We start from the raw sequence: 20,958 nt of genomic DNA on the forward strand, positions 1-20,958 counted from the left end.
GCGGCGCTCGCGATCGTACGGAGGAGGATGCATGTCCCACGGCGACGACCCGTTCGCGGCACGCGAGGACGCGGCCGCGCGGCCGAGCTTCGACCTCGCGCTGCGCGGCTACGACAAGCGGCAGGTGGACCGCTACGTCGAGCAGGTCGACGGCGAACGGTCGGCGCTGGCCGCCGAGCGGGACCGGGCCTCGGCCCAACTCCGCGAGCTGACCGTCGAGGCGCACCGGCTGCGGGCGGAGATGACCGAGCTGCGGGACCGGCCGGCGCAGCCGGACCGGGCGTCCTTCCGCGACCTCGGTCCGATGGTCGACCAGATCCTGGCCCTGGCCGAGAAGCAGGCCGGGGCCATCACCGACGCCGCCGGGCAGCGGGCCGCCGAACTCGAGGCCGAGGCCGAGCGGGTGCTCACCGAGGCCCGCGAGCAGGCCACCACGACGCTGCGGGAGCTGGCGGAGGAGGCGGCCGCGCGGCGCGACGAGCACGACCGGGAACACGAGGAACGCCGCGCCAACGCCCAGGCCGAACTCACCAGGATCCGCGAGGCGGCGGAACGGCTGCGGGCGGCGGGCGAGGCGGCCCACGACCACGCGCTGCAGGAGGCGAAGCGGATCGACGAGCAGACCGCCCAGCAGGTCGAGCAGGCCCGCGTCGAGTCCGAGGCGTTCCTGGCCTCGGCCCGCACCCAGATCCAGCAGGAGGTGCAGGCGGCGCGCGCGAAGACCCAGCAGGAGCTGGGCCAGTGGCAGGCCGGCGTGGAACGGGAGATCAACGAGCGGCGGGCCGCCGCCGAGCAGGAGATCGCCGAGCAGCTCGCGTCCGCCGAGCGGGAGCTCGGCGCCCAGCGTACGGCGGCCGAGCAGGAGATCGCGACGCTGATCGCGGAGGCCCAGCAGTACGCGGCCAAGGTGCGCCAGCACGTCGACGAGCAGGCCGCGACCCACCAGCAGCAGCTCGCCGCGACGCAGCAGGGCATCCGGGACCGGCGGGAGGCGCTGGCCCGGATGCAGGCCGAGCTGGACGCCGCGCAGCAGCAGCTGGCCCAGGCGCGGCAGGAGAGCGCGGCCGTCGAGCACGAGTTCGCCGAGGTGCAGCAGCGTCTCGCCGAGACCCGGCAGGAGCTGACCGACGAGCTGCGCCGCCTCGACGAGGCACGCCGGACCGCGGACTCCGCCGAGCAGCACGCCAAGGAGGTCCGCGCCCGGGTGAAGCGGGAGGCGAAGCGGGTGGCCGACCTGGCCGCGGCGGCGGTCATGGCGGCCGCCACGGGCGGCGCGGAGACCGCGGAGTACCCGCAGGTCGCGGCCCGGCCGAGGCCGGAGCGGCCGGCGCCGGCGCCGGTGGCGGTGGCGGTGGAACGCGCCGCCGACGCGGCCCCGGACGGCGGCGACGACGCGGCGTCCGCCCCCGCCGACGGCTGGCGGGCCCCAGCCGAGGCGCCGGCGCCGCAGCCGGCGAACCAGGTGGTGACGGCCGGCTGACCGGGCGCCAGGTGGTGACGGCCGGCTGACCGGGCGGCGGCCGACCGGCCCGGCACGGGGCAGACGGCGGTCGGCCGCCACGGCCCGCACCGGTCAGGGACGCATCTCGTACGCGCCGCTGAGCGCCGCCACCCGCGTCCACATCCGCGCCGTGCGCCCCGGGTCCGCCACGGGCCGGCGGACGTGCGCCAACGCCCAGGCGGCCTGCTCCCCGGTGGTCGCCGCCCGGCCGTGCAGCTCGGTGGCGTACGCGGAGAAGTCGCGGACCAGGACGTCGAAGATCTCGTCGAGCACGTCGCGGTCCAGGCCGGTCAGCTCGGCCTGCTCCAGGATCAGGTGGCCGTAGACGATCAGCGCGAAGAGCTGGCCCAGGGCGAGCAGGAAGTCGAGGTCGCGCTGCTGCTCATCGCTCGGGGCGTGGGCGGCCAGCAGCGCGCAGAAGCCGTCGGCCTGCTCGCGGAAGCGGGCGACGTTGGGCACCCCGGCGTGGGCGTCGTAGGCGGCGCGCCAGTCGTGGAACCGGATCGCGCCGAGGCCCCGGGCCGGGCCCTGCCGGAAGAGGAACTCGTCGTCGGCGGCGTCGTGCCGCCTCGGCACCGGCGGGTGCTCGGCCGGATGGAACAGGTAGTTGGCCATGAACTTCATGATCAACGTGAGGTTGACGTGCACCGTCCCCTCGAGCTTGGGCAGCCCGCGGATGTCCTTGGCGGCCTTGTCGAAGTAGGTGTCCGCCTCGAAGCCCTTGGCGGCGATGACGTCCCAGAGCAGGTCGACGACCCGCTCTCCCTCGGTGGTGACCTTCATCTTGGTCATCGGGTTGAACAGCAGGTAGCGGCGGTCGTCCGGGCCCGCCGAGCGGAAGTAGTCGACAGCGCGGTCGCTGAAGAGCTTCATCGCGACCAGGCGGGCGTACGCGTCGGTCAGCTCGCGCCGCACGTGGGGGAAGTCGGTGACCCGCCGGCCGTAGAGGACCCGGTTGTGGGCGTGGGTCACGGCTTCGTACATGGCGTGCTCGCAGATGCCGATCGAGGCCGTGCAGAGGTTGAACTTGCCCACGTTGACGGTGTTCAGCGCGGCGTCGAACGCGGCCCGCCCGGTGTGCAGCACGTCCTCGGGGCGCACCGGGTAGTCCGCCAGCCGGAACTCGCTGACGTACATCTGCGCGTTCACCACGTTGCGGACCAGGTGGTAGGCCCGATGGCGGCTGTCGGCGGCGAAGAAGACGTAACCGTCCGGCCCCTCGACGTCGGCCCGGCGACCGAAGACCGAGACCAGCCCGGCGACGTTGCCGTTGCCGATGTAGTACTTGGCGCCGGTGGCGCGGAACCCGCCGTCGCCGTCGGGGGTGAGGACCATGTCGGTGGAGTAGATGTCCGCGCCGTGGGCGCGCTCGGAGAGGCCGAACGCCATCACGTGGCCGTCGGCGAGCAGCCCGGCGGCGCGGGCCCGTGCGGCGGCGTTGTCGCTCTGCCAGACCGGGCCGAGGCCGAGCACCGTGACCTGCCAGGTGTACCAGTAGCCGAGCCCGTAGAAGCCGAGGATCTCGCTGAGCGCGGCGTTGCGCGCGGTGTCCCAGCGCTTCGCCGGGTCCCCTCCCCCGTCGGCGGCCGGCGTGCAGAAGGCGGCGAACAGCCCCTCCTTCGCGGCGAAGTCCAGGAAGTCGGCGTACCACTCGTGCCGGTTGTAGCTGTCGAGCAGCGCCTTCTTGCCCCGGCCCTCGAACCAGTCGACGGTGGCCCGCAGCAGCCGGCGGGAGGTGTCGTCGAGGTGGGCGGGGTCGTAGGTGTGCGGGTCGAGCAGGAGCGAGTCCGCCACGGCGGGACTCCCTTCGGTGGGTGGGTCAGTGGTCCAGGGTGCGCAGGGTGGCCAGCACGTCGTCGAGCCAGGCGAGCACCATCCGCTCGTACGCGATGCCGCCGCGCAGCACGACGTGCTGGAGCGCCGCGGCGGCGTCGGGTGCGGCGGGGTCGGGGAAGTCGCGCCGCTCGCCGGCCAGGTAGCGGGCGAGCGTCTCCTCGTGGGTGGCGCGGTAGCGCTCGACCTCGGCGACGAGCGCGGCGCGGCCGGCGGCGTCGTCGAAGGCGGCCCCGCGGATCTTGACGGCGAGCTCGTGCCGGACCGCCTCGGGTTGCACGGGCGCGCGCAGCCAGCCCACCAGCGCGGACCGGCCGGCCGGCGCCACCGAGAAGGACCGCTTGTCCGGGCGACCGTCCTGGCTGACCTCCTCGGCGGTGACCCAGCCGTCGGCCTCCATCCGCTTCAGCACCCGGTAGATCTGCTGGTGGGTGGCCGTCCAGAAGCGGCCGATCGAACGCTCGAAGCGCCGGGCCAGCTCGTAGCCGGAGCCCGGCCGTTCGAGCAGGGAGACCAGGATCGCGTGTTCGAGCGCCATGCCCGCCATCCTGCTATGCAACGAGTTGCATAGCAAGCCTGCATCGCAGTGGTCCAACCAGTTGACGGGTTGATGTGCGCTGCGCCACACTCCTCGGCATGGCCTTCGCTCCCGTCCCCCGCTCGTCGGTCTCCGACCACGTCTTCGGCCAGGTCCGCGACGCCATCGTCAGCGGCGCCTACCGCCCGGACGAGGCGCTGCCCGGCGAGCGGGAGCTGGCCGCCACCTTCGGGGTCAACCGGCACGCCGTGCGGGAGGCCCTGCGCCGGTTGCAGCAGCTCGGCCTGGTGCGGGTCAGCCAGGGCGGCGCCACCCGGGTGCTGGACTGGCGGGTGCACGCGGGGCTCGACCTCGCCCTGTCGCTCACCCGCTTCCACGACACCCTGCCGGTGGACACCCTGGTCCGCGACATGTTGGAGATGCGGGCCTGCATCGGCGTCGACGCGGCCCGGCTCTGCGCCGAGCGCGGCGACCCGGCGGTGCGGGCCGCGATCCTGCGGGCCGTCGAGGAGTACGCGGACCTGGCACCCGACCTGGCCGGGATGGGCGAGGCCACCATCGTGCTCTGGCGGCACATCGTCGCCGGCTCCGGCAACACCGCCTACCTGCTGGCCTTCAACAGCCTGGTGGCCGGCGCGCTCGCCGTCGGCGAGGTGCCGCCGCAGCGACGCGCCGCGGAACTGCTCGACGTCGCGGGCCACCGCCGGCTCGCCGACGCCGTCGTCACCGGCCGGGCCACCGACGCCGCCCGCGAGGCACGGGCCCTGCTCACCGCCCCCCTCACCACCCCCACCGCAGCACCGAGAAGGGAAGCCCGGGCATGATCCCCGCCGTGCTCTACGCCGTACCGGCGTTCCTGCTCCTCATCGTCGTCGAGGCACTCTCCTACCGGTTCGCCCCCGACGACGACGAACGCGGGTACGAGCTGCGCGACACCGCCACCAGCCTGACCATGGGCGCCGGCAGCCAGGTCATCGGCGTGCCGTGGAAGCTGGCGACGATCGGCCTCTACGCCGCCGCGTACACGGTCACGCCACTGCAGCTCTCCCCCACCAGCGTCTGGACGTGGGTGCTGCTGTTCTTCGCCGACGACCTCGCCTACTACTGGTTCCACCGCTCCCACCACGAGGTGCGGCTGCTCTGGGCCGGGCACGTGGTGCACCACTCCAGCGTCTTCTTCAACCTCTCGACGGCGCTGCGGCAGAGCTGGACCCCGATGACGTCCGTGCCGTTCTGGCTGGGCCTGGCGCTGCTCGGCATCCCCCCGTGGATGATCTTCCTCCAGCAGTCGGTCAGCCTGCTGTACCAGTTCTTCCTGCACACCGAGCGGGTCGACCTGCTGCCCCGCCCCATCGAGTGGATCTTCAACACGCCGTCGCACCACCGGGTCCACCACGGCGCCAACGCCGAGTACCTCGACCGCAACTACGGCGGCATCCTGATCGTCTGGGACCGGCTCTTCGGCACCTTCGAGCCCGAGCGGGCCACCGTCCGGTACGGCCTGACCAAGAACATCGACACGTACAACCCGCTGCGGGTGGCGACCCACGAGTACCGGGCGATCTGGGCCGACGCCCGGGCCGCCTCGTCCTGGCGGCACCGCCTCGGCTATGTGCTCGGCCGACCGGGCTGGCAGCCCGCCGCGCACGCGCAGCCGGCGGTGGCCCGGTGAGGCGCCTCTGGCCGTTCGGCGTGGTGGCCGCCGTCGAGCTGATCGGCGTGGCGGCCGACTCGACCCTCCTGCAGTGGCTGGCCAAGCCCCTACTCGCGCCGGTGCTGCTGGTCCACCTGCTGCGGGTACGCCGGCGCGTCGATCCCGTCGCCGTCGGGCTGGTCTTCGCCACCGGCGGAGACATCGCGCTGCTGGTCTCCGGCGACACGGCGTTCCTCGTCGGCATGGGGTGCTTCCTCGGCACCCAGGTGGCCTTCCTGACCGCCTTCCTGCGCCACCGGCGGCCACCGTTCGTCGCGATTGCCGCCTATCTCGCCTGCTGGGTGGCGGCCAACCTGGTGCTGTGGAACGCCCTCGGCCCGCTGCGGCTGCCGGTGCTCGGCTACAGCCTCGCGCTCAGCCTGATGGCCGCCGCCGCGGCCGGCGTCTCCCGGCGGGTGGCCCTGGGCGGCGGGCTGTTCCTGATCTCCGACCTGCTGATCGGGCTGGAGGCCGCGGGCTCCCGTGCGCCCGCCCACGGCCTGGCCGTGATGACCACCTACATCGCGGCCCTGCTGCTGATCACCACCGGATGGGTGGCGGCCACCGCCGAGCGCGTCCGGCCCGGCACCGGCAGCAGCCCCGCCCGCGCCCCGGGGCCGGCGCCCGGCAACGCCCGCTAGCCGGCCCGACGACGCCCCCGGTCCATCCCGGACCGGGGGCGTCGTCGGCGGCGCCGGTCAGTTGTACGGCATCGTCGGGAACCAGCCGACGCCGAAGATGGCCGGCACCCGCAGGTCCCAGTACACGACGGTGAAGACGCCCAGCGCGACCAGCAACGCGCCGGTCACCGTCGCGGCGCGGCGCGGCGACGCCATCCAGGCGAGGAACCGCCCCCGGCTCACCAGGATGAGGATCGCGAAGAGCGCCGCGACGATGAGGACGTTGCCCAGCGACTGCAGGGCGAAGGCGAGCGCGCCGTACCCGGGGTTGCCCGTGTCGACCGCCCAGTGGAACAGCTTGTTGAACAGCGGGTACGGCCGACCGACCAGGAAGCCCCCGACCAGGGCGCCCATGACGACCACCCGCGCCACCGGGCGCCTCGCGAAGACGTCCGGCAGCAGGCCGAGGGCCGCCAGCCCGAGGTAGGTCAGCGCGAGGCCGATCAGGCCGAAGACCACCGAGGACTGGATCAGGCGTACGGGCATCCCGCCGACGGTGTCCGTGGAGAGCTGCGGCAGGCGCTCGCCGAGCAGCACCCCCAGGGCGCCGTAGGTCGCCGACACCGCCAGCATGCCGACGGTCAACCAGGCGACGGGCCGCAGCAACGACCGCACGCCGTGGCGGTGGCCGGTGGCGCCGGCCTGGCTCATCGGGCCGACCGAGGCCGCCATCGCGATGTTGCAGGCGGTGAAGGTCCCGGCGAAGCCGGACACGAAGGCGAACAGCAGCCCCGCCGCCGTACCGCTGATGGCGGTGCCCTTCGCGTCGTGGCCCAGCAGGGTGTCGGCGACCGTGTCGCCGATCACCGAGTCCACCAGCTCGAACGACCAGAGCACGGCGAGCAGCACGCCCGCCGCCGCACTGATCACCGCCGTCCGTCCGGGGCGTGCCGCCGGCGGGTGTACGGATGTCACCGACGCACCTCGCGGTGGGGCCTCGGGGGTGGGGTGCACGCTCATCGCCTCGCTTCCGTCTGTGCTGCGGGTCGTGGGACGAGGTCCGTCGCCGGCGGACCCATGGGTCGCGCCGACGACGGGCCGACGGTGGATCAGGTGACGGCGGGCCGCGCCGCCGGTGTGTTCGCACTCCGGGAGCGGTCACGCAGCCAGATGCCCCACCAGAGCAGACCCCGGACGAGACAGACGATCGTCACGGCGAAGAAGAGCGTGTAGACGACGTTGAAGGTGATCAGCACGCCGTACACGGCCGCGACGCTCGCGCCGAACATGAACTGGGCCCGCCCTGAGCTGGGGGTCGTGCCCGGGTCGGTGATCATGTAGTTGGTGAACAGCACGAACGCGACACCGGTGATCGGCAGCAGGGCCGCCCAGAGCGCGACGTCCCAGATGAAGTGGCGCACCAGCGCCTGGATCACGAAGCCGCCGACCCAGCCCACGACCAGCGGGATCTTCTTGGTCAGCACTCCGTTGAGCACCGTGCCGGCCGTCAGGATGACCAACGGCACGAGGATCCGGATCATGTCCGGGACGTCCTCGGTGAAGTGGTACGGCGGGGCGATGTTGACCCAGGAGAACGCGACCAGCGTCACCGTGATCCCGAAGTTGGACGGGTTCATGAAGTGCCGCATGCGCCCCTTGATCGGCGCCAGGAAGATCGCCTTCTGGCCGATGGCGACGACCACCGCGAAGGCGATCGGCCAGAAGTTGTCGTTGGCGTAGAGCAGCATGTTCGCGGCGAGCGCGGTGATGTGGGTGGGCAGCAGGAACGTGTACATGCCCCAGGCGCCGTTGCCGGCGAAGGCGGGCGGGCGCTTGTTCGCCCGCGCCGTGACCAACTCGACCACGATCTCCGTGGCGTAGCCGACCGCCAGGGCGAGCAGCGGCCAGGTCCAGGGCTGCTCGAAGCCGAGCACCGTGTACCCGAGGATGTTGAAGATGCTCATGGAGATGGCGAAGTTGCGCAGGGCCAGGTAGCGGGGGTCCCGCCGGTCGACCCTCGGGGGCGCTCCAGGCGTGGCCGCCACCGCCGCGTTGCGGTCGAAGGTGACGGTCGGCACCGGGCTGACCGGCGCGTCGGCGACCGCGGTGCCCCCCACCCCCCGCGCGTCACTACCGGTACGGGCGGCGCTGTCTCGGACGTCGGTCATTTGGGCATCTCCTGGGCTTTGTCCGTGAGCATGATCGTGTGCCAGCCCGCGGCGAGGTCGAGGGTCTGCTTGTGTACGCCACCGGAGAGGTCGCGCCAGGCGATCTCCGCCGAAACCGGCTTGTCGCCGGCGTCGCCGAGGCCGAAGAAGACGTCGAAGCTGCGCTTGCCGGAGTGGCCGCTGCCTCCGTCGAGCTGGGCGATCCGGGTACGACCGTCGGCCGTCTTCACCCGCACCTGGGCGCCGTAGGCGGGCGTGCCGCGGCCGTCGTCGGCCGGACGGCACAGGCGCAGGCCGAGAAAGTTGCCGCGGCCGGGCTTGTCGTTGCGGTAGTACGAGGGAGCGGCCCACTGGCGGGCCACCGCGAAGTCCTGGCCCCCGTCGCCGTTGGTGTCCGCGACGGCCACGCCGCGGCTCGGGGTGCTGTCGGTCATGCCGAGTTCGGCGGCGATGTTGGCGTACCGGCCGTTGTCCTCCCGGACCCAGAAGGCGAACGGCTCGGAGCCGGCGATGTCGTCACCCATTCCCGCCTTGGGCCACATGGCCGGGTTACGGAGCATCAGGTCGTTGCTCATGGCCAGTTCCTGCAGCCACGACCAGCGGTTGATCTTGCCCTTGACGAATCCGGCGGTCTGGACCACCGACATCTCACCGCTGTTGTCGAAGTCCGCCATCTTGGCGTCCCAGCCCCAGCCGACCCACGCCATGTTGAGTTCGGCGGCCTTGTTGTCGAACACGGCCTTGCCCTGGCTGAGCCGGTTGCGGGCGTCGGCCAGGCTCGACGAGTTGTTGCGCCAGACGAAGTTGCTCTCCTCCAGGCCCCAGGAGGAGGTGATGTTGCTGACGAACATGTCGAACTTGCCGGTGCCGCCAAGGTCGCCGAACTCGATCGACATGCCCTTGAAGGAGTCATGGCCGACCACCATGGACTTCGGGGTACGGTGACCCCGGCGCCCCTCCGCCACCTTGAACTTGATCTCGCCCGGGCGGGAGACGTTGTGGAAGAAGCGGTCGCGCCCGAAGTCGTTGGCGAGGTACAGCTCGGGCAGCAGGTCGCCGTCGATGTCGGCGGAGCCGGCGCCGAGGGTCCAGCCGGTCGAGAACTCCGGCGGGATCGCGACCTGTTCGACGTACGTCACGCTCGGGTTGTCGCCGCTGGTGGCGGCGGTCCAGCGCAGCACGTGCGCGCCACCGGCGTTCTGCGCCCGGGACAGCGAGTGGTTCATCTCGACGTTCGGATGGCCGGCCGGGTCGAGCACCTGGCTGTCCGGGAAGTAGTTGAAGACGCCGATGTCCGGGCGGCCGTCGCCGTCGAAGTCCGCGACCGCGACCGCGTTGGTGTTCCAGAACTTGCCCTGGTACTCGCCATTGGAGGACGCGGACGGCTTGCCGATCAGCTCGGTGGGCAGGAAGGTCCCCTTGGTCAGCGGCGCCCTCGCGGACGCCCGGTGCAGGAACACCACCGGCGTGCGACCCCAGTAGTAGACCAGCAGGTCGGTCAGCCCGTCGGCGTTGAAGTCGCCGGGCACGCAGCCCATCGGGGCCATCGACTTGTGGGTGGGCAGCGGCGCCGGGTCCAGCACGAAGGGCGCGTACCGGGCCGGTCCGTCGGGCGCCGGCGTGACGACCACGCTGTCGCTGCGGGTGTCGACGAGGCAGAGGTCGTTGGCGATCATGTCGCCGTCGAGGTCGTTCGCCGACACGGCGGCGCCGACGGACGACACCCACGCCCGAATGTGCTCGTACTCGGGGTTCACCGTGCGTATGGTGCGCTCCGGCAGGCCGGGCGGCAGCGCGATCGGCAGCTCGGTGAAGCCGAACCGCGACGCCAGCGTCTGCCGTTCCTCGGCCGACGCGCTGGGCAGCCGGGCGACGACGAAGAACGCGGCCACGAGGACCAGCACGAAGACGGCGGGAGTGATTCGGCGAATCACGCCGACGGGTTGGGATGGCAAGGGCTTTCCCTTCAGATTCGGCCACCACCCGGATTCGCGCGGCGGCTGATATGCCGTGCGGCCGGGTTTGGCGACGGGCAGTTGTCGGCGGCTGAAGAGTGGCGCGATTTTCTGCCATCATCCGCCAGCATTTGCTGCCGCCGGATCAGGGCTTTAACCACACGGGGAGCTACGGTTCACGTGGTCAGCGCTGCCAATTCTCCAACAGTCGAGGCATGACGTGCGGTCCCTTCACGATGCCTGGCGAACCGTATGCGAAAGTCGCCGGCCGACCCACTTATGGTCGCGGGAGCACGGCCCGATTTCTTCTCAAAAGTTGCTCAGTGGCCGACTGCGCCGGATGGGCGACCGCATCAGGGATCAGACCGTCACCCGTTAGGCCCCCGCACTCAATCGTGATCGGGAAATCGCATCGCGACGTGGCGCTCGTGCGCCATGCGACGCAGTGCGGACAGGGCGACGCCGAACAGGACGCTGCGCAGGAGTGCCGGGCCCTTCTCGACACCACCCTCGTCGGCGGCCAGGTCGAGTTCCGTCATGACGAGCTGTTCGGCGGCGCGGGCGTAGGGGACGAAGAAGGTCACCTCGGCCGCGCAACCGAGGCTGCGCAGCCCCGCCAGGACATGGGCCAGCACCTCGCCGGCGGGGGTGGCCTCGGTGGACCAGCCGAGGGCCTCGGCGAGCTCCGCCACCTCGATGCGTGCGCAGTCCACGGCGGCCCGGCCCAGGGTCGTCGGGCCTTCCAGGTAGAGGGTCCGGTCCAGGACCTTGTAAGCGTCCCGCATCGTGGCATCGTCGTCGTCGATGGCGGACAGGATCTCCCGGACGGAGGACAGGTCCAGTCCCCCTATCCCGGTCAGGGTCCGGATCAGGCGGATCCGCCGCAGGTGCCGATCGCCGTAGTCGGCTTGGTTGCGGCCGGTGGGCAGGCCGGCCGGGAGCAAGCCCTCACGCAGGTAGAACTTGATCGTCGGGACCGACACGCCACTCTGTCGACTGAGTTCCGAGATACGCACGCGTCCTCCGCCCCTGGCGAACGTTTCGGCAATCTTGTCATAGAGATCGATCGGTAGCCATGGATTGATAGCGACCCCTGGCGGCGGCAGACACGACGTGGACCGGACCGCACGGACGCCTGATCACCTCAGATCAGAACACGCCCCGGATGTCCGAAAAATTATGCTAAAGATAGATAGAAAGCAACACGGATACTGGCACGTGCCACAATACGATAAGCAATTCTAGCGATCTTCGCCTCGAACGTACAGTGGAACGTGCCAATTTCGGGCAAGAAATGATAAGCCCCGGGCCGTCACTCCTGGCTACGCTTCGATCGCAGAAAGTGTTGACCGGGCGACTGGCCTCGGCTAGCATCGATTACGGTTAGCGGGGAATGGTGGCGGTCGAGACCACGAATCATTCGGCCAAATTCGCCACATCCACACAATGTGATTGTCCGCAATCCGGGGGAGACAAATGCACGACACAGCAGAGCAGGCAGTGGAACGAGCCATCGACACTATGCGGAGCAATTTATCCGAGCAGTTGACGGTGGACGACATGGCACGAGCGGCCATGTTCAGCAAGTTCCACTTCACGCGCATCTTCCAGCGGGTCACCGGGATCTCTCCAGGTCGATTCCTGTCCGCGATCCGCCTGCAGGAGGCCAAACGGCTGCTCACCACGACAAGGCTCAACGTCACCGACATCAGCCTCCGGGTGGGCTACAACAGCGTCGGAACCTTCAGCACCCGCTTCACCAAGAGCGTCGGCCTGCCGCCCACCATCTACCGACGCATGGGAGGCTTCGCTCCCCGTATTCCCACGCAACGCCCGACGGGCGTATCGCAGGGCGTCATCACCGGACGGATCACCGCACCCCTCGACGGGCCCGTACCGGGGCTCATCTTCATGGGCCTGTTTCCGCACCGTATCCCCGAGGGCCCGCCGGCGCGGTGCGCCATCCTGGAGTCGCCCGGCGTCTACCGTTTCGCGAACGTGCCCGACGGCACCTGGCACCTGCTGTGCCATTCGGTCTCGGGAGACGTGCTGCGCCTCCAGCAGAACAGGGTGATGGTGTCCTCGGTGGGCCCGCTGACCGTCCGCGGACAGCTGACCCTGACCGCGGACGCCCACCTCAAGCAGATGTCCAAGATCGATCCACCGGTGCTCCTGGCCCTGCTCGACAGCCGGAAGGCGGCGTTCGAACGGCAGGACCAGGCCAAGGTGCACGCCGCCTGACCCGCCCGAGGGCACGAACAGTTTTCGGTAGCTTTCCACACCGGGCCGCCGACGCCGACAGGCGTCGGCGGCCCCGCGCGTTGCCCTGCCCCGTCGCCGCGCGTCGGGCACGGGCAGCAAGCGGGACAGACCACGGATGGGCGCGGGTAGGCGGGCCGGCAACGGGGCTGGACGGACAGCGCGGGTCCCGCGGACGCCGGAGCGGCCGCGGGACCGGTGGACGCGGATCAGCTGACCTTGTGGACCGTCATCGGCAGGCCGCCGCGCACCCGCAGCGACAGCATCGGCTCGGGCACCACCGGCCGGCCCGGCACCCCGGCCAGGCGCACGTCCCGCAGCAGCATGGCCAGGACGAGGGTGGCCTCCATCATGCCCAGGTTGTTGCCCACGCAGAACCGTGGGCCGGCGCCGAAGGGGATGTACGCGTACCGGGGACGCTCCGTGCTGCGCGACGGGTCGAAGCGGTCCGGGTCGAACCGCTCCGGCTCGTCCCAGAACCGGGGATGCCGGTGCAGGGTGTACGGGGAGATGAGGATGTCGGACCCCGCCGGAACGTGGTACCCGCCGATCTCGTCGGCCTCCTGGGCCTTGCGGGGCAGGAGCCAGACCGGCGGGTAGAGCCGGATCGCCTCCTCCACCACCATCGCCGTGAACCGCAGCCGGTGCAGGTCCTCGTACCCGGGCAGCCGGTCGCCCAGCACCGTCACGGCCTCCTCGCGGACCCGCTGCCGGATCTCCGGATGCCGGTCGAGCAGGTGCAGGCTCCAGCCCAGCGTGCTGGCCGTCGTCTCGTGCCCGGCCAGCAGCAGCGTGACCAGCTCGTCGCGCAGCCGCTGCCGGGCCACCCGCGGGTCCTTCTCCAGCCGGGTCGAGATGATCAGGCGGGAAAGGACGTCGTCCCGACCGTCCACGTTCCGGCCCCGGCCGGCGACAAGTTCGTCGACGACCTGCTGGAGGTGGCGGCGGGCGCGCCGGAACCGCAGCTGCCGGGGCAGCGGGATCCACGGCGGCACGGCGCTGAGCGTCTCCAGCTCGAACATCGCCTGGTCCTGCACGGCGGCGAACGAGCCGCCGACGCCGTGGAAGCCGCTCAGCTCGGCGTCGAGCAGGGTCCGGCCGAGCACCCCCAGGGTCAGCGTGGTCATCTCCTCCAGCACGTCGACCGGAGGGCCGCCGGCCCGCGCCGCCAGCCGCTCGACCAGCAGCGCGGCCTCCTCGCCGATCACCCCGGCGTACTGGGCGAGCCGTCCCTTCTGGAACGCCGGCTGGATCACCTTGCGCTGCTTGCGCCACAGCTCACCCTCGCTGGTGAGCAGGCCGTCACCGAGCGCCCGGCGGGCGTGCACCAGGCCGATGCCCTTCTGGTAGTTGGCGCTGTTGTCGGACAGGACGTGCTTGGCGTGGTCGGGGTGGTTGAAGAAGTAGAGCTGCTTGGGACCGACCGGCAGCCGGGCGGCGTCGCCGTACCGCTCGGCCGCCAGGGTCATCATCCGCAGCCGGTCCCGGCCCATCAGGACCAGCATGTGCAGGCCGGCGGAGCGGGGCGGGCCCGGCGGCGTGCGCCGGGCCCCTTCCTCGATAGTCGTCATGCCGCCTCACTCCGCTCCCGCTCGACCTGACGGAACCGCCCGGAGAGGAAGAGCAGGGCCTCCCCGTCCGCCCGGCGCTCCAGCGAGAGCAGCCGGCCGAGGAAGATGGTGTGGTCGCCGCCGTCGTAGGAACGCCACACCTCGCACTCGAAGTGGGCGAGTGCGCCGCTGATCAGCGGCGCACCCGTCGTCGCGCCCGGGCGCCAGTCGACCTGGTCGAACTGCTCACCGCCGAGCGGCCGCCGCCCGTCGGCGAAGTAGCGGGCCACCGTCTCCTGGTCGTCGGTCAGCACCGACACCCCGAACTCCCGGGTCTCGGAGAGACAGGCGTGCATCACCGCGTTCCGGTCGACGCACACCAGCACCAGCGGCGGATCGAGCGACACCGAGGTGAACGAGTTGGCGGTCATCCCGTGCGGGGTGGCGCCGCCGACGGTCACCACCGTGACACCGGTGGCGAAGGCGCCGTACGCCCGCCGCAGTGCCGTCACGTCGGAGGTCCCGGCGGTGAGTGTTCGCTGTACGTCCACGACGTCTCCTTCTCGCGCCGTCAGGAGCGCCGCGCCGAGGTGTACGGCGCGAGCGCCGTCACCAGTGCCTCCGGCACCCTCGCCGGCGCGGTGCGGGTGTTCGGGCCGCGCATGCAGGCGATGCGCTGCCGGCCCCGGGCCACCAGCGTCTCGCCGCCGTCCCGGTCGAGCTTGACGTAGTCGAAGCTGAACTCGAGCTGGGTCTGCGCCAGCTCCTCCAGGCGCATCCGGATGGACAACTCGTCGAATGCCGTGATCTCGGCGAAGAACTCGCAGTCGACGCGCAGGGTGAACAGCTTCAGGTCGTCGCGTACGTCGGCCAGCACGTCCGGGGCCCGCTCCTTCAGGAACATCTCCCGGCAGCGCCCCTGCCAGCGCAGGTAGTTGACGTAGTACACGTTGCCGACGAGGTTGGTCTCCTCGAAACCCACCGTGTGCAGGTACTCGAAGTACTTGTCCATCGACTAGGCCCGTCCTTCCGTGAGGATCGCGAACGCCATCGGCTCAGGCAGGTCCCGCACGGTCGTGACGAGCGTGGCGATCCGCAGGTCGCCGGAGGCGAAGACCAGCCAGCCTGCCCGCTCCGAAGGCACCGCGACCAGCGGCGCCCGGTGCGACAGCCCCGCCTTGCGCAGGCACTCGATCGCCGCCCACACCCGCGTGGCCGCCGCGTCCAGGGACTCACCGCCGTCGGCGGCGCAGAGCCGGGCGAGGTCGACGTGCGCGCCGAGAAGCCCGCGCCAGACCGACTCCTCCCGGGCCCGTACCGCCTCCACGTCGCAGGCGAGCGGTCCGGTCCCCACCACGCACAGCGTCAGGTTCTCGCTGTGCGCGGCCGACAGGGACCGCCCGTCTGCCAGCTCGGGGCGGCCGTCCGGCCGGTACGTCACCTCGACCGGCCCGCCCGCCGCCCGGCCGGCAGCCAGGGCGGTGCGCGCCCGCCGCCTGCGGGTCTCGTCCGCCGTGCTCTGCCCGGCCTGCCCGCCGGGCCCGGACGGCTCCGCCGGACCCGGCTCGACCGCGACCGCCACGGCACCGCCGACCAGGTCGCCGACGGCCCGCTCCAGGTACGACCCGAGCAGCGGTGCCACCCACGGTCCGCGGCCGTCCCTCTTGCGCACCGCCCGCAGCCGCAGGCCCTCCCACCGCTCCACGACCGCACCGTCGGCGGCGCGCAGCGCGATGTCGTACACGTAGGTGTCGCCGTCACGGCTGCGCTCCTCGGCGCAGTAGCGCAGCTCCTCCGCCTCGGTCAGCCGGCTCCCCGCCGGGTGCAGCCGTTCGATCCCGGCCGGCAGCAGCGTCGCGTCGGGGACGCAGACCTGGTTGCCGTGCATGAGGGCGTCCCGTACGCCGGGGTCGCCGAGGAGCAGGGTGGCCGGCAGGTAGTCGGCGAACCACCGGGTCTGCGGCGCCGTGACGACGTCGGCGTCGACGTGCCGGGCGGCCGAACGGTGGTAGCGGCGCAGCCGCTGGAACCGCCCACCCTGGAACAGGATGTCGCCGTACAGGTCGGTGGCGGGCTCCAACGGCACGCTCGGCAGCCCGGCGGGCACCTGTTCGGGCGGGCCCGCCGGCGGTCGCGCCCCGGTGAAGTGCAGCCGCGCCCGGAAGTGCGCGGCGCTGAACTCCGTCTCGGCGCTGTAGATGACCGCGTCCACGACCCCGTCGTCGACCACGAGGGTGGCGACCCGGATGGTGGTGCTGCCGTCCGGCGGCACCACGACGGGCCGCAGGAACTCGGCCCGCTCGACCACCGGCGTGTCGGTCCGTCCGGTCAGCGCGGCGGCGACCTGGGCCATCGCCTCCATCCCGAACACCGCCGGGAACAGCAGGTTGCCGTCCAGCCGGTGGTGGTCCAGGTAGAGATCGGTGACCGGCTTGAGTTCGGCCTCGGTGACCAGCTCGACACCGTGGTAGCGCACGAGCGGCCGGTCCACGAACCGCAGCAGCGGCAGCTCCGGAAGGTCCATCCGGACCGTGTCGATGCCCTCGGTCCGCCCGCTGACCACCACGACGGACGGTGCCTGCGGATCGGCGAGCAGGCGTCGGAGCATCGCCACCCCCTGGTCGGGGGTGACCGGGGTGATCCCGTCGCGGGTGAGCGCCTCGACCACGGACAACCGCTCACCCATGCCGACACCGGACCACACGGACCACTCGAGGCAGAGGCTGCGGCAGTGCGGGTGGCGTCGGCCGAAGTCGACGGTGAGCTCGGCCAGCCAGTCGTTGGCCGTGGCGTAGTGCGCCTCGCCGCGCAGGCCCGCCCGGCCGATGATGCTGCCGAACGTCACCAACAGGCGCAGCCGGTCGCCGTCGACCGCGTCGAGCACGGCGCGCAGGCCGTCGACCTTCGGCGCGAACGTGCGGCGGAACGCGTCCATGGTGAGACCGGTCAACGCCGCCGGCTCGTTGCGGCCCGCGCCGTGCAGCACCGCCGTGACCGGTCCCAGCTCGGCGACGAGCCCGTCGACGGCCTGCCGCACCTGCTCCGGGTCGACCACGTCGGCCCGGGCGTAGCGCACCCGCACGCCGGCGTCCGCCATCCGCTTGAGGTTCGCGGCCAGCTCGTCGTCCTGAGCGGGGTCGGAGCGGCCGAGCACGGCGAGGCTGGCGCCGCTGTCGACGGCCATCGCCAGGGCGCACTCCGCGGTGATGCCCTTGCCGCCGCCGGTGACCAGCAGCAGGTCCTCGGCGCCCAGCGGCTGCCGCGTCTCGGCCGGCCGCACCGGCAGCCCGCGCAGGGTGGGCACCTGGCGCCGCCCGGCGGCGTCGTAACGGACCTCGGCGAAGCCGTCGGTGGCGGCGACCTCCGCCGTCACCCGGGCCACGGCCTCCGGCACCGGCGGGGTGTGCACGATGGTGGTCCGCAGGTGCGGCGCCTCCAGCCGTAGCGTCTTGGCCAGCCCGGCCGCGCCGGGGCCCTGCTGGACGAGGACGAAGCGGGTGCCGGGGGCGGCGGCGGCCGCCGCCTGCGCGCCGCGCAGGGCCAGTTCGAGATCGGCCTCCGCGCACTCCTCCGGCAGGCACACCAGCACGCCCGCGCCGAGGCCGGCGGTCTGCAGGGCCACGCGCAGCGGCTCGGCGAGCGGATGGCCGGCGGGGGCGAACAGCTGCCAGGGTCCGTCGGCCTCGGCCCGGGCAGCCACCGGGGCCGGCGCCTCGTCGAGGTCCACCGACCAGGCCCGGCACCAGTCGGCGACGCCGTGCACGATGCTCGGGCCGGACGCGTCGGTGTCCCGACCGGTCCGGGCGAGCTGCTCCAGGGCCTCGGCGAGCTGCCCGACGGTGGCCGTCGCGAAGTTGGTCGGGGTCTGCGCGGCCGGCACGCCGAGCTGCTGCGCCGCCTGGTTGACCAGCTGGCCGACGGTGATCGAGCTGAGGTGCAGGTCGTCGAGGAGCTGGCTGCCGTCGTGCACCATCTCCAGCGGCAGCTCGGCCCGCTCGGCGGCCAACCGGCGCAGCAGTTGCAGGCTCGACTCGCCGACCGGCTGCTCCGGCTCCGGCTGCGGCCCGTTCGCGGCCGACGGACCCGCCACCCGGACGCCGGCGCCCTTGGGCAGCCTCACCACCGGGGCTGACTCGCAGGGGCTGGCGAAGAAGCGGAAGTGCTGGCCCACCTCGAGCGGCCGGACCAGCCGGTCGTGGAAGAGGGCGCCCTCCACGCCGCCGGCGCCGACGACGTACGCGGCCGCCGCGACGCGCAGCAGGCCCGCCAGCGACTCGTCGTCGGTGTTGAGCGCCACCGCCGGCAGGTCGGTGCCGGCCGACGCGAGGCCGGAGAGCACCTGCCCCGGACCGACCTCGACGAACAGGTCGACCTCCTTGGCCGCCAACGCGACAGCCTGGCTGAACAGCACCGGATCGGTGATCTGGCGGTGCAGCAGGGCGGAGACGTCGGTGTCGTGGGCGAGCGGTTCGCCGGTGACGGTGGAGACGACCCGCCGGGTGACGGGCCCGAACCGCTCCCCCGCCAGCGCCTCGAGGAAGGCGTCCGCGGCCGGCTCGACCAGCGGGGAGTGGAACGCGTGCGACACCGACAGCCGCGTGGTCCGCAGGCCGGCGGAGCGGGCCCGCTCGCAGGCGTCCTCCACCGCGGCCTCCGAGCCGGCGATCACGGTCTGCTCCGGCCCGTTGTACGCGGCGATCACCACGGACAGGCCGGCGATCAGCCCGGCCACCCGCTCCGGCGGGGCGCCGATGTTGGCCATCGTGCCGGAGGCGCTGTGCTCCCCCATGGTCCGGCCGCGCACGCCGGCGACCCGGAGCAGGGCCTCCTCGTCGAGCACGCCGGCCCAGTGCAGGGCGGCGATCTCGCCGAGGCTGTGCCCGACCGCGACGGTCGCGTCGAGGTTGAGCAGCGACAGCGCCCGCAGGCCGGCCAGCGAACCGGTGACGATCCGCGGCTGGGCCACCGCGGTGGCGACCATGTCGCCGGTGCGCGGCAGCGCCGCCCGCTGGTACACCTCATCCACGTCGGCGAATCGGCGGCGCAGCGCACCGCCCGAGGTGCCCTTGCCGGACCCCTGCCCGGGGAAGAGGAAGCCGATGCGGCCCGGGCCGCTCACGTGGCCCAGGAAGCAGCGGCCGTCGGAGGAGAACAGGCGCACCTCGCCGGCGTCGAGGGCGTCGCAGATCCGGCGCAGCTGCCGCTCGGCGTCCTCCGGCGAGGAGACCACCACGCCCGCCCGGTACGGCAGGTCGCGCAGCTCCCGGTGCAGGGTGGCGGCGAGGTCGCCCAGCTGGGCGTACGACACCGTGGGCGCGAACTCGACGAGGCGCTGCAACCGCTCGCGCAGCTCCTGCGGGCTGCCCCCGTCGACGAGCAGGAGCTCCACGTCCTGCATCGAGGCGGCGAGGTTGCGGAAACGGCTGTCCAGCCGGGACGGGCGACGCGGCTGCCCGTTCTCCAGCACGATGTGGGTGTTGATGCCGCCGAAGCCCATCGCCGTCACGCCGGCGCGGACCGGCAGGTCGCGCGGCCACGCCTCGGCCTTGCGCAGGGCCCGCAGCGCAGACTGCTCGGCGGTGAGGATCTCGTGCGGGTCGACGCAGCCGATGGTGGGCGGCAGGATCTCGTGGTGCACCGCCATCGCGGCCTTGATCAGGCCGGCGACGCCGGCCGCCGCCTTGGTGTGCCCGATCATGCCCTTGATGGAGCTGATCGCGGCCTGCGGGGAGTTCTCGTCGGCGGTGCGCCGGGCCAGCGACAGCGCCTGGAGCTCGGTGGCGTCGCCGACCGCCGTGCCGGTGCCGTGGCCCTCGAAGAGCCCGACAGTCTCGATGCCGAACCCGGCCCGTTCGTACGCCCGGCGCAGGGCCAGCTGGTAGCCGGCGACCTCGGGCCGGGTGATGCCGCCCTTGCCGTCGGAGGAGATGCCCCAGCCCGCGATGGTGGCGTAGATGCGGTGTCCCGCCTGGCGGGCCTCCGACTCGCGCATCAGGACCACCATGCCGCAGCCCTCGCCGGGCCAGAACCCGTTCGAGCCGCGGTCGTAGACCCGCATCTCGCCGCGCGCCAGCGCGCCGGTCTTGGCGAAGCCGATGATCTCGAAGGGGTCGATGGAGAGGTCCACGCCGCCGGCGACCGCCACGTCGACCTCGCCGTCGGAGAGGGTCTTGCACGCGGTGGCGACGGAGAGCAGGGACGAGGAGCAGGCGCCGTCGACGGTGTAGCCGCCGCCCTTGAAGTCGAAGTGGTTGCAGATGCGCCCGGCGATGGTGTTGGACAGCCCACCCGCGAGGGTGTCCTCGTCGACCTCCGGGAACGGGCCCTTGAAGGTCGCCTCGAAGTCGTCGAGGAACGTGGTGAGCTGGTCGTCGTCCCAGTCCTGTTCCTTGAGCGCGGCGGCGACCATGCGGCGCACGTACGGCCAGCGCAGCCGCAGCTGGTTGGCCCGGGAGAACTCGCCGGTCAGCGTGTTGCCGACGACCACGCCGGTGCGCTCGCGGGGCAGTCCCTCCGCCATCGGGAACCCGGCGTCGGCCAGCGCCATGGCCGCCATGTCGAGGGCGAGCCAGTGGGTGAGGTCGGTGGAGCGGTAGGTGCTTCCGGCGACCTTGTACGCGATGCGGTCGAACTCGTAGCCCTCGATGACCGCAGCGTTGCGGGCGTAGAAACGGTCGGGCGTGGCGGGGTCGGGGTCGTAGTAGTCGTCCAGTCGCATCCGTTCTTCGGGCAGTCGCCGGAAGGCGCGGCGGCCGGCGACGGCGTTCTCCCACAGTTCCCGAGGGGATGTGGCGTCCGGGTAGCGGCACGCCATCCCCACGACAGCGATCCTGGTCACGAG

15 protein-coding genes are annotated in these 20,958 nt (G+C 72.2%); 5 read left to right on the top strand and 10 right to left on the bottom strand.

The features are described from left to right. The first annotated feature begins 31 nt into the window (after positions 1 to 31). Positions 32 to 1,480 (top strand): hypothetical protein, encoded by a 1,449-nt coding sequence (locus ACLQ22_RS23975; RefSeq protein WP_425694295.1) that lies wholly within the window; start codon positions 32 to 34, stop codon positions 1,478 to 1,480. Between the two features lie 93 nt (positions 1,481 to 1,573). On the opposite strand, the gene ACLQ22_RS23980 is transcribed toward ACLQ22_RS23975, so the two are convergent. Both ACLQ22_RS23980 and ACLQ22_RS23985 read right to left on the bottom strand, forming a co-directional pair. After that, a complete protein-coding gene (locus tag ACLQ22_RS23980; protein ID WP_425694296.1) occupies positions 1,574 to 3,295 on the bottom strand; it encodes an acyl-CoA dehydrogenase family protein in 1,722 nt (573 codons plus the stop codon). A gap of 25 nt (positions 3,296 to 3,320) precedes the next feature. Further along, positions 3,321 to 3,872, bottom strand: a complete 552-nt coding sequence (locus tag ACLQ22_RS23985; RefSeq protein ID WP_425694297.1) for a PadR family transcriptional regulator — start codon at positions 3,870 to 3,872, stop codon at positions 3,321 to 3,323. Positions 3,873 to 3,970: 98 nt separating this feature from the next. On the opposite strand from ACLQ22_RS23985, the gene ACLQ22_RS23990 reads away from it, so the two are divergent. The 3 genes from ACLQ22_RS23990 to ACLQ22_RS24000 are packed head-to-tail and all read left to right on the top strand — an operon-like array spanning position 3,971 to position 6,206. After that, entirely contained in the window at positions 3,971 to 4,696 is a 726-nt protein-coding gene (locus ACLQ22_RS23990; protein WP_425694298.1) for a FadR/GntR family transcriptional regulator, read from the top strand. Continuing rightward, entirely contained in the window at positions 4,693 to 5,544 is an 852-nt protein-coding gene (locus ACLQ22_RS23995; RefSeq protein WP_425694299.1) for a sterol desaturase family protein, read from the top strand. The genes ACLQ22_RS23990 and ACLQ22_RS23995 overlap by 4 nt, the downstream gene beginning before the upstream one ends. Further along, entirely contained in the window at positions 5,541 to 6,206 is a 666-nt protein-coding gene (locus ACLQ22_RS24000) for a lysoplasmalogenase (protein WP_425694300.1), read from the top strand. The genes ACLQ22_RS23995 and ACLQ22_RS24000 overlap by 4 nt, the downstream gene beginning before the upstream one ends. Positions 6,207 to 6,263: 57 nt before the next feature. Here the strand turns inward: ACLQ22_RS24000 and ACLQ22_RS24005 are convergent, their stop codons facing one another. The 4 genes from ACLQ22_RS24005 to ACLQ22_RS24020 all read right to left on the bottom strand — a co-directional run bounded on the left by ACLQ22_RS24005 (position 6,264) and on the right by ACLQ22_RS24020 (position 11,324). Continuing rightward, positions 6,264 to 7,160 carry a hypothetical protein gene (locus tag ACLQ22_RS24005; RefSeq protein ID WP_425694301.1) on the bottom strand — a complete coding sequence of 299 codons (897 nt, stop codon included), beginning with the start codon at positions 7,158 to 7,160 and terminating at the stop codon, positions 6,264 to 6,266. A 134-nt stretch (positions 7,161 to 7,294) separates the two neighbouring features. After that, positions 7,295 to 8,353: an enediyne biosynthesis protein gene (locus ACLQ22_RS24010; RefSeq protein WP_425694302.1), complete on the bottom strand. Its 1,059-nt coding sequence runs from the start codon at positions 8,351 to 8,353 to the stop codon at positions 7,295 to 7,297. Next, a complete protein-coding gene (locus ACLQ22_RS24015; protein ID WP_425694391.1) occupies positions 8,350 to 10,257 on the bottom strand; it encodes a CRTAC1 family protein in 1,908 nt (635 codons plus the stop codon). Before ACLQ22_RS24015 ends, ACLQ22_RS24010 begins: the two co-directional genes overlap by 4 nt. Before the next feature lie 440 nt (positions 10,258 to 10,697). Next, entirely contained in the window at positions 10,698 to 11,324 is a 627-nt protein-coding gene (locus tag ACLQ22_RS24020) for a MerR family transcriptional regulator (protein ID WP_425694303.1), read from the bottom strand. Positions 11,325 to 11,784: 460 nt separating this feature from the next. Between ACLQ22_RS24020 and ACLQ22_RS24025 the strand changes: the two genes are divergently transcribed. Next, positions 11,785 to 12,549 (top strand): helix-turn-helix domain-containing protein, encoded by a 765-nt coding sequence (locus ACLQ22_RS24025; RefSeq protein ID WP_425694304.1) that lies wholly within the window; start codon positions 11,785 to 11,787, stop codon positions 12,547 to 12,549. A gap of 227 nt (positions 12,550 to 12,776) precedes the next feature. On the opposite strand, the gene ACLQ22_RS24030 is transcribed toward ACLQ22_RS24025, so the two are convergent. Genes ACLQ22_RS24030 through ACLQ22_RS24045 form a run of 4 tightly spaced genes read right to left on the bottom strand, consistent with a single transcriptional unit; the run spans position 12,777 to position 20,955 of the window. After that, the gene (locus ACLQ22_RS24030; protein ID WP_425694305.1) at positions 12,777 to 14,138 is read right to left on the bottom strand and encodes a cytochrome P450; all 1,362 of its coding nucleotides are present in this window, start codon (positions 14,136 to 14,138) and stop codon (positions 12,777 to 12,779) included. Further along, positions 14,135 to 14,668, bottom strand: coding sequence for a flavin reductase family protein (locus tag ACLQ22_RS24035; protein ID WP_425694306.1), 534 nt, complete (start codon positions 14,666 to 14,668; stop codon positions 14,135 to 14,137). The genes ACLQ22_RS24030 and ACLQ22_RS24035 overlap by 4 nt, the downstream gene beginning before the upstream one ends. 20 nt (positions 14,669 to 14,688) lie before the next feature. Further along, on the bottom strand, positions 14,689 to 15,129 hold the full coding sequence (locus ACLQ22_RS24040; RefSeq protein ID WP_121401404.1) for an acyl-CoA thioesterase: 441 nt from the start codon (positions 15,127 to 15,129) through the stop codon (positions 14,689 to 14,691). Between the two features lie 3 nt (positions 15,130 to 15,132). Then, positions 15,133 to 20,955, bottom strand: a complete 5,823-nt coding sequence (locus ACLQ22_RS24045; RefSeq protein WP_425694307.1) for a type I polyketide synthase — start codon at positions 20,953 to 20,955, stop codon at positions 15,133 to 15,135. Between the last annotated feature and the right edge of the window lie 3 nt (positions 20,956 to 20,958).

Source organism: Micromonospora sp. DT178 (assembly GCF_049841695.1).
Taxonomy (GTDB): Bacteria; Actinomycetota; Actinomycetes; order Mycobacteriales; family Micromonosporaceae; genus Micromonospora.

Coding starts and splice junctions, on each gene's coding strand:
- ACLQ22_RS23975 (WP_425694295.1), top strand. CDS start 32: ATGTCCCACGGCGACGACCCGTTCGCGGCACGCGAGGACGCGGCCGCG.
- ACLQ22_RS23985 (WP_425694297.1), bottom strand. CDS start 3,872: ATGGCGCTCGAACACGCGATCCTGGTCTCCCTGCTCGAACGGCCGGGC.
- ACLQ22_RS23990 (WP_425694298.1), top strand. CDS start 3,971: ATGGCCTTCGCTCCCGTCCCCCGCTCGTCGGTCTCCGACCACGTCTTC.
- ACLQ22_RS23995 (WP_425694299.1), top strand. CDS start 4,693: ATGATCCCCGCCGTGCTCTACGCCGTACCGGCGTTCCTGCTCCTCATC.
- ACLQ22_RS24010 (WP_425694302.1), bottom strand. CDS start 8,353: ATGACCGACGTCCGAGACAGCGCCGCCCGTACCGGTAGTGACGCGCGG.
- ACLQ22_RS24025 (WP_425694304.1), top strand. CDS start 11,785: ATGCACGACACAGCAGAGCAGGCAGTGGAACGAGCCATCGACACTATG.
- ACLQ22_RS24030 (WP_425694305.1), bottom strand. CDS start 14,138: ATGACGACTATCGAGGAAGGGGCCCGGCGCACGCCGCCGGGCCCGCCC.
- ACLQ22_RS24040 (WP_121401404.1), bottom strand. CDS start 15,129: ATGGACAAGTACTTCGAGTACCTGCACACGGTGGGTTTCGAGGAGACC.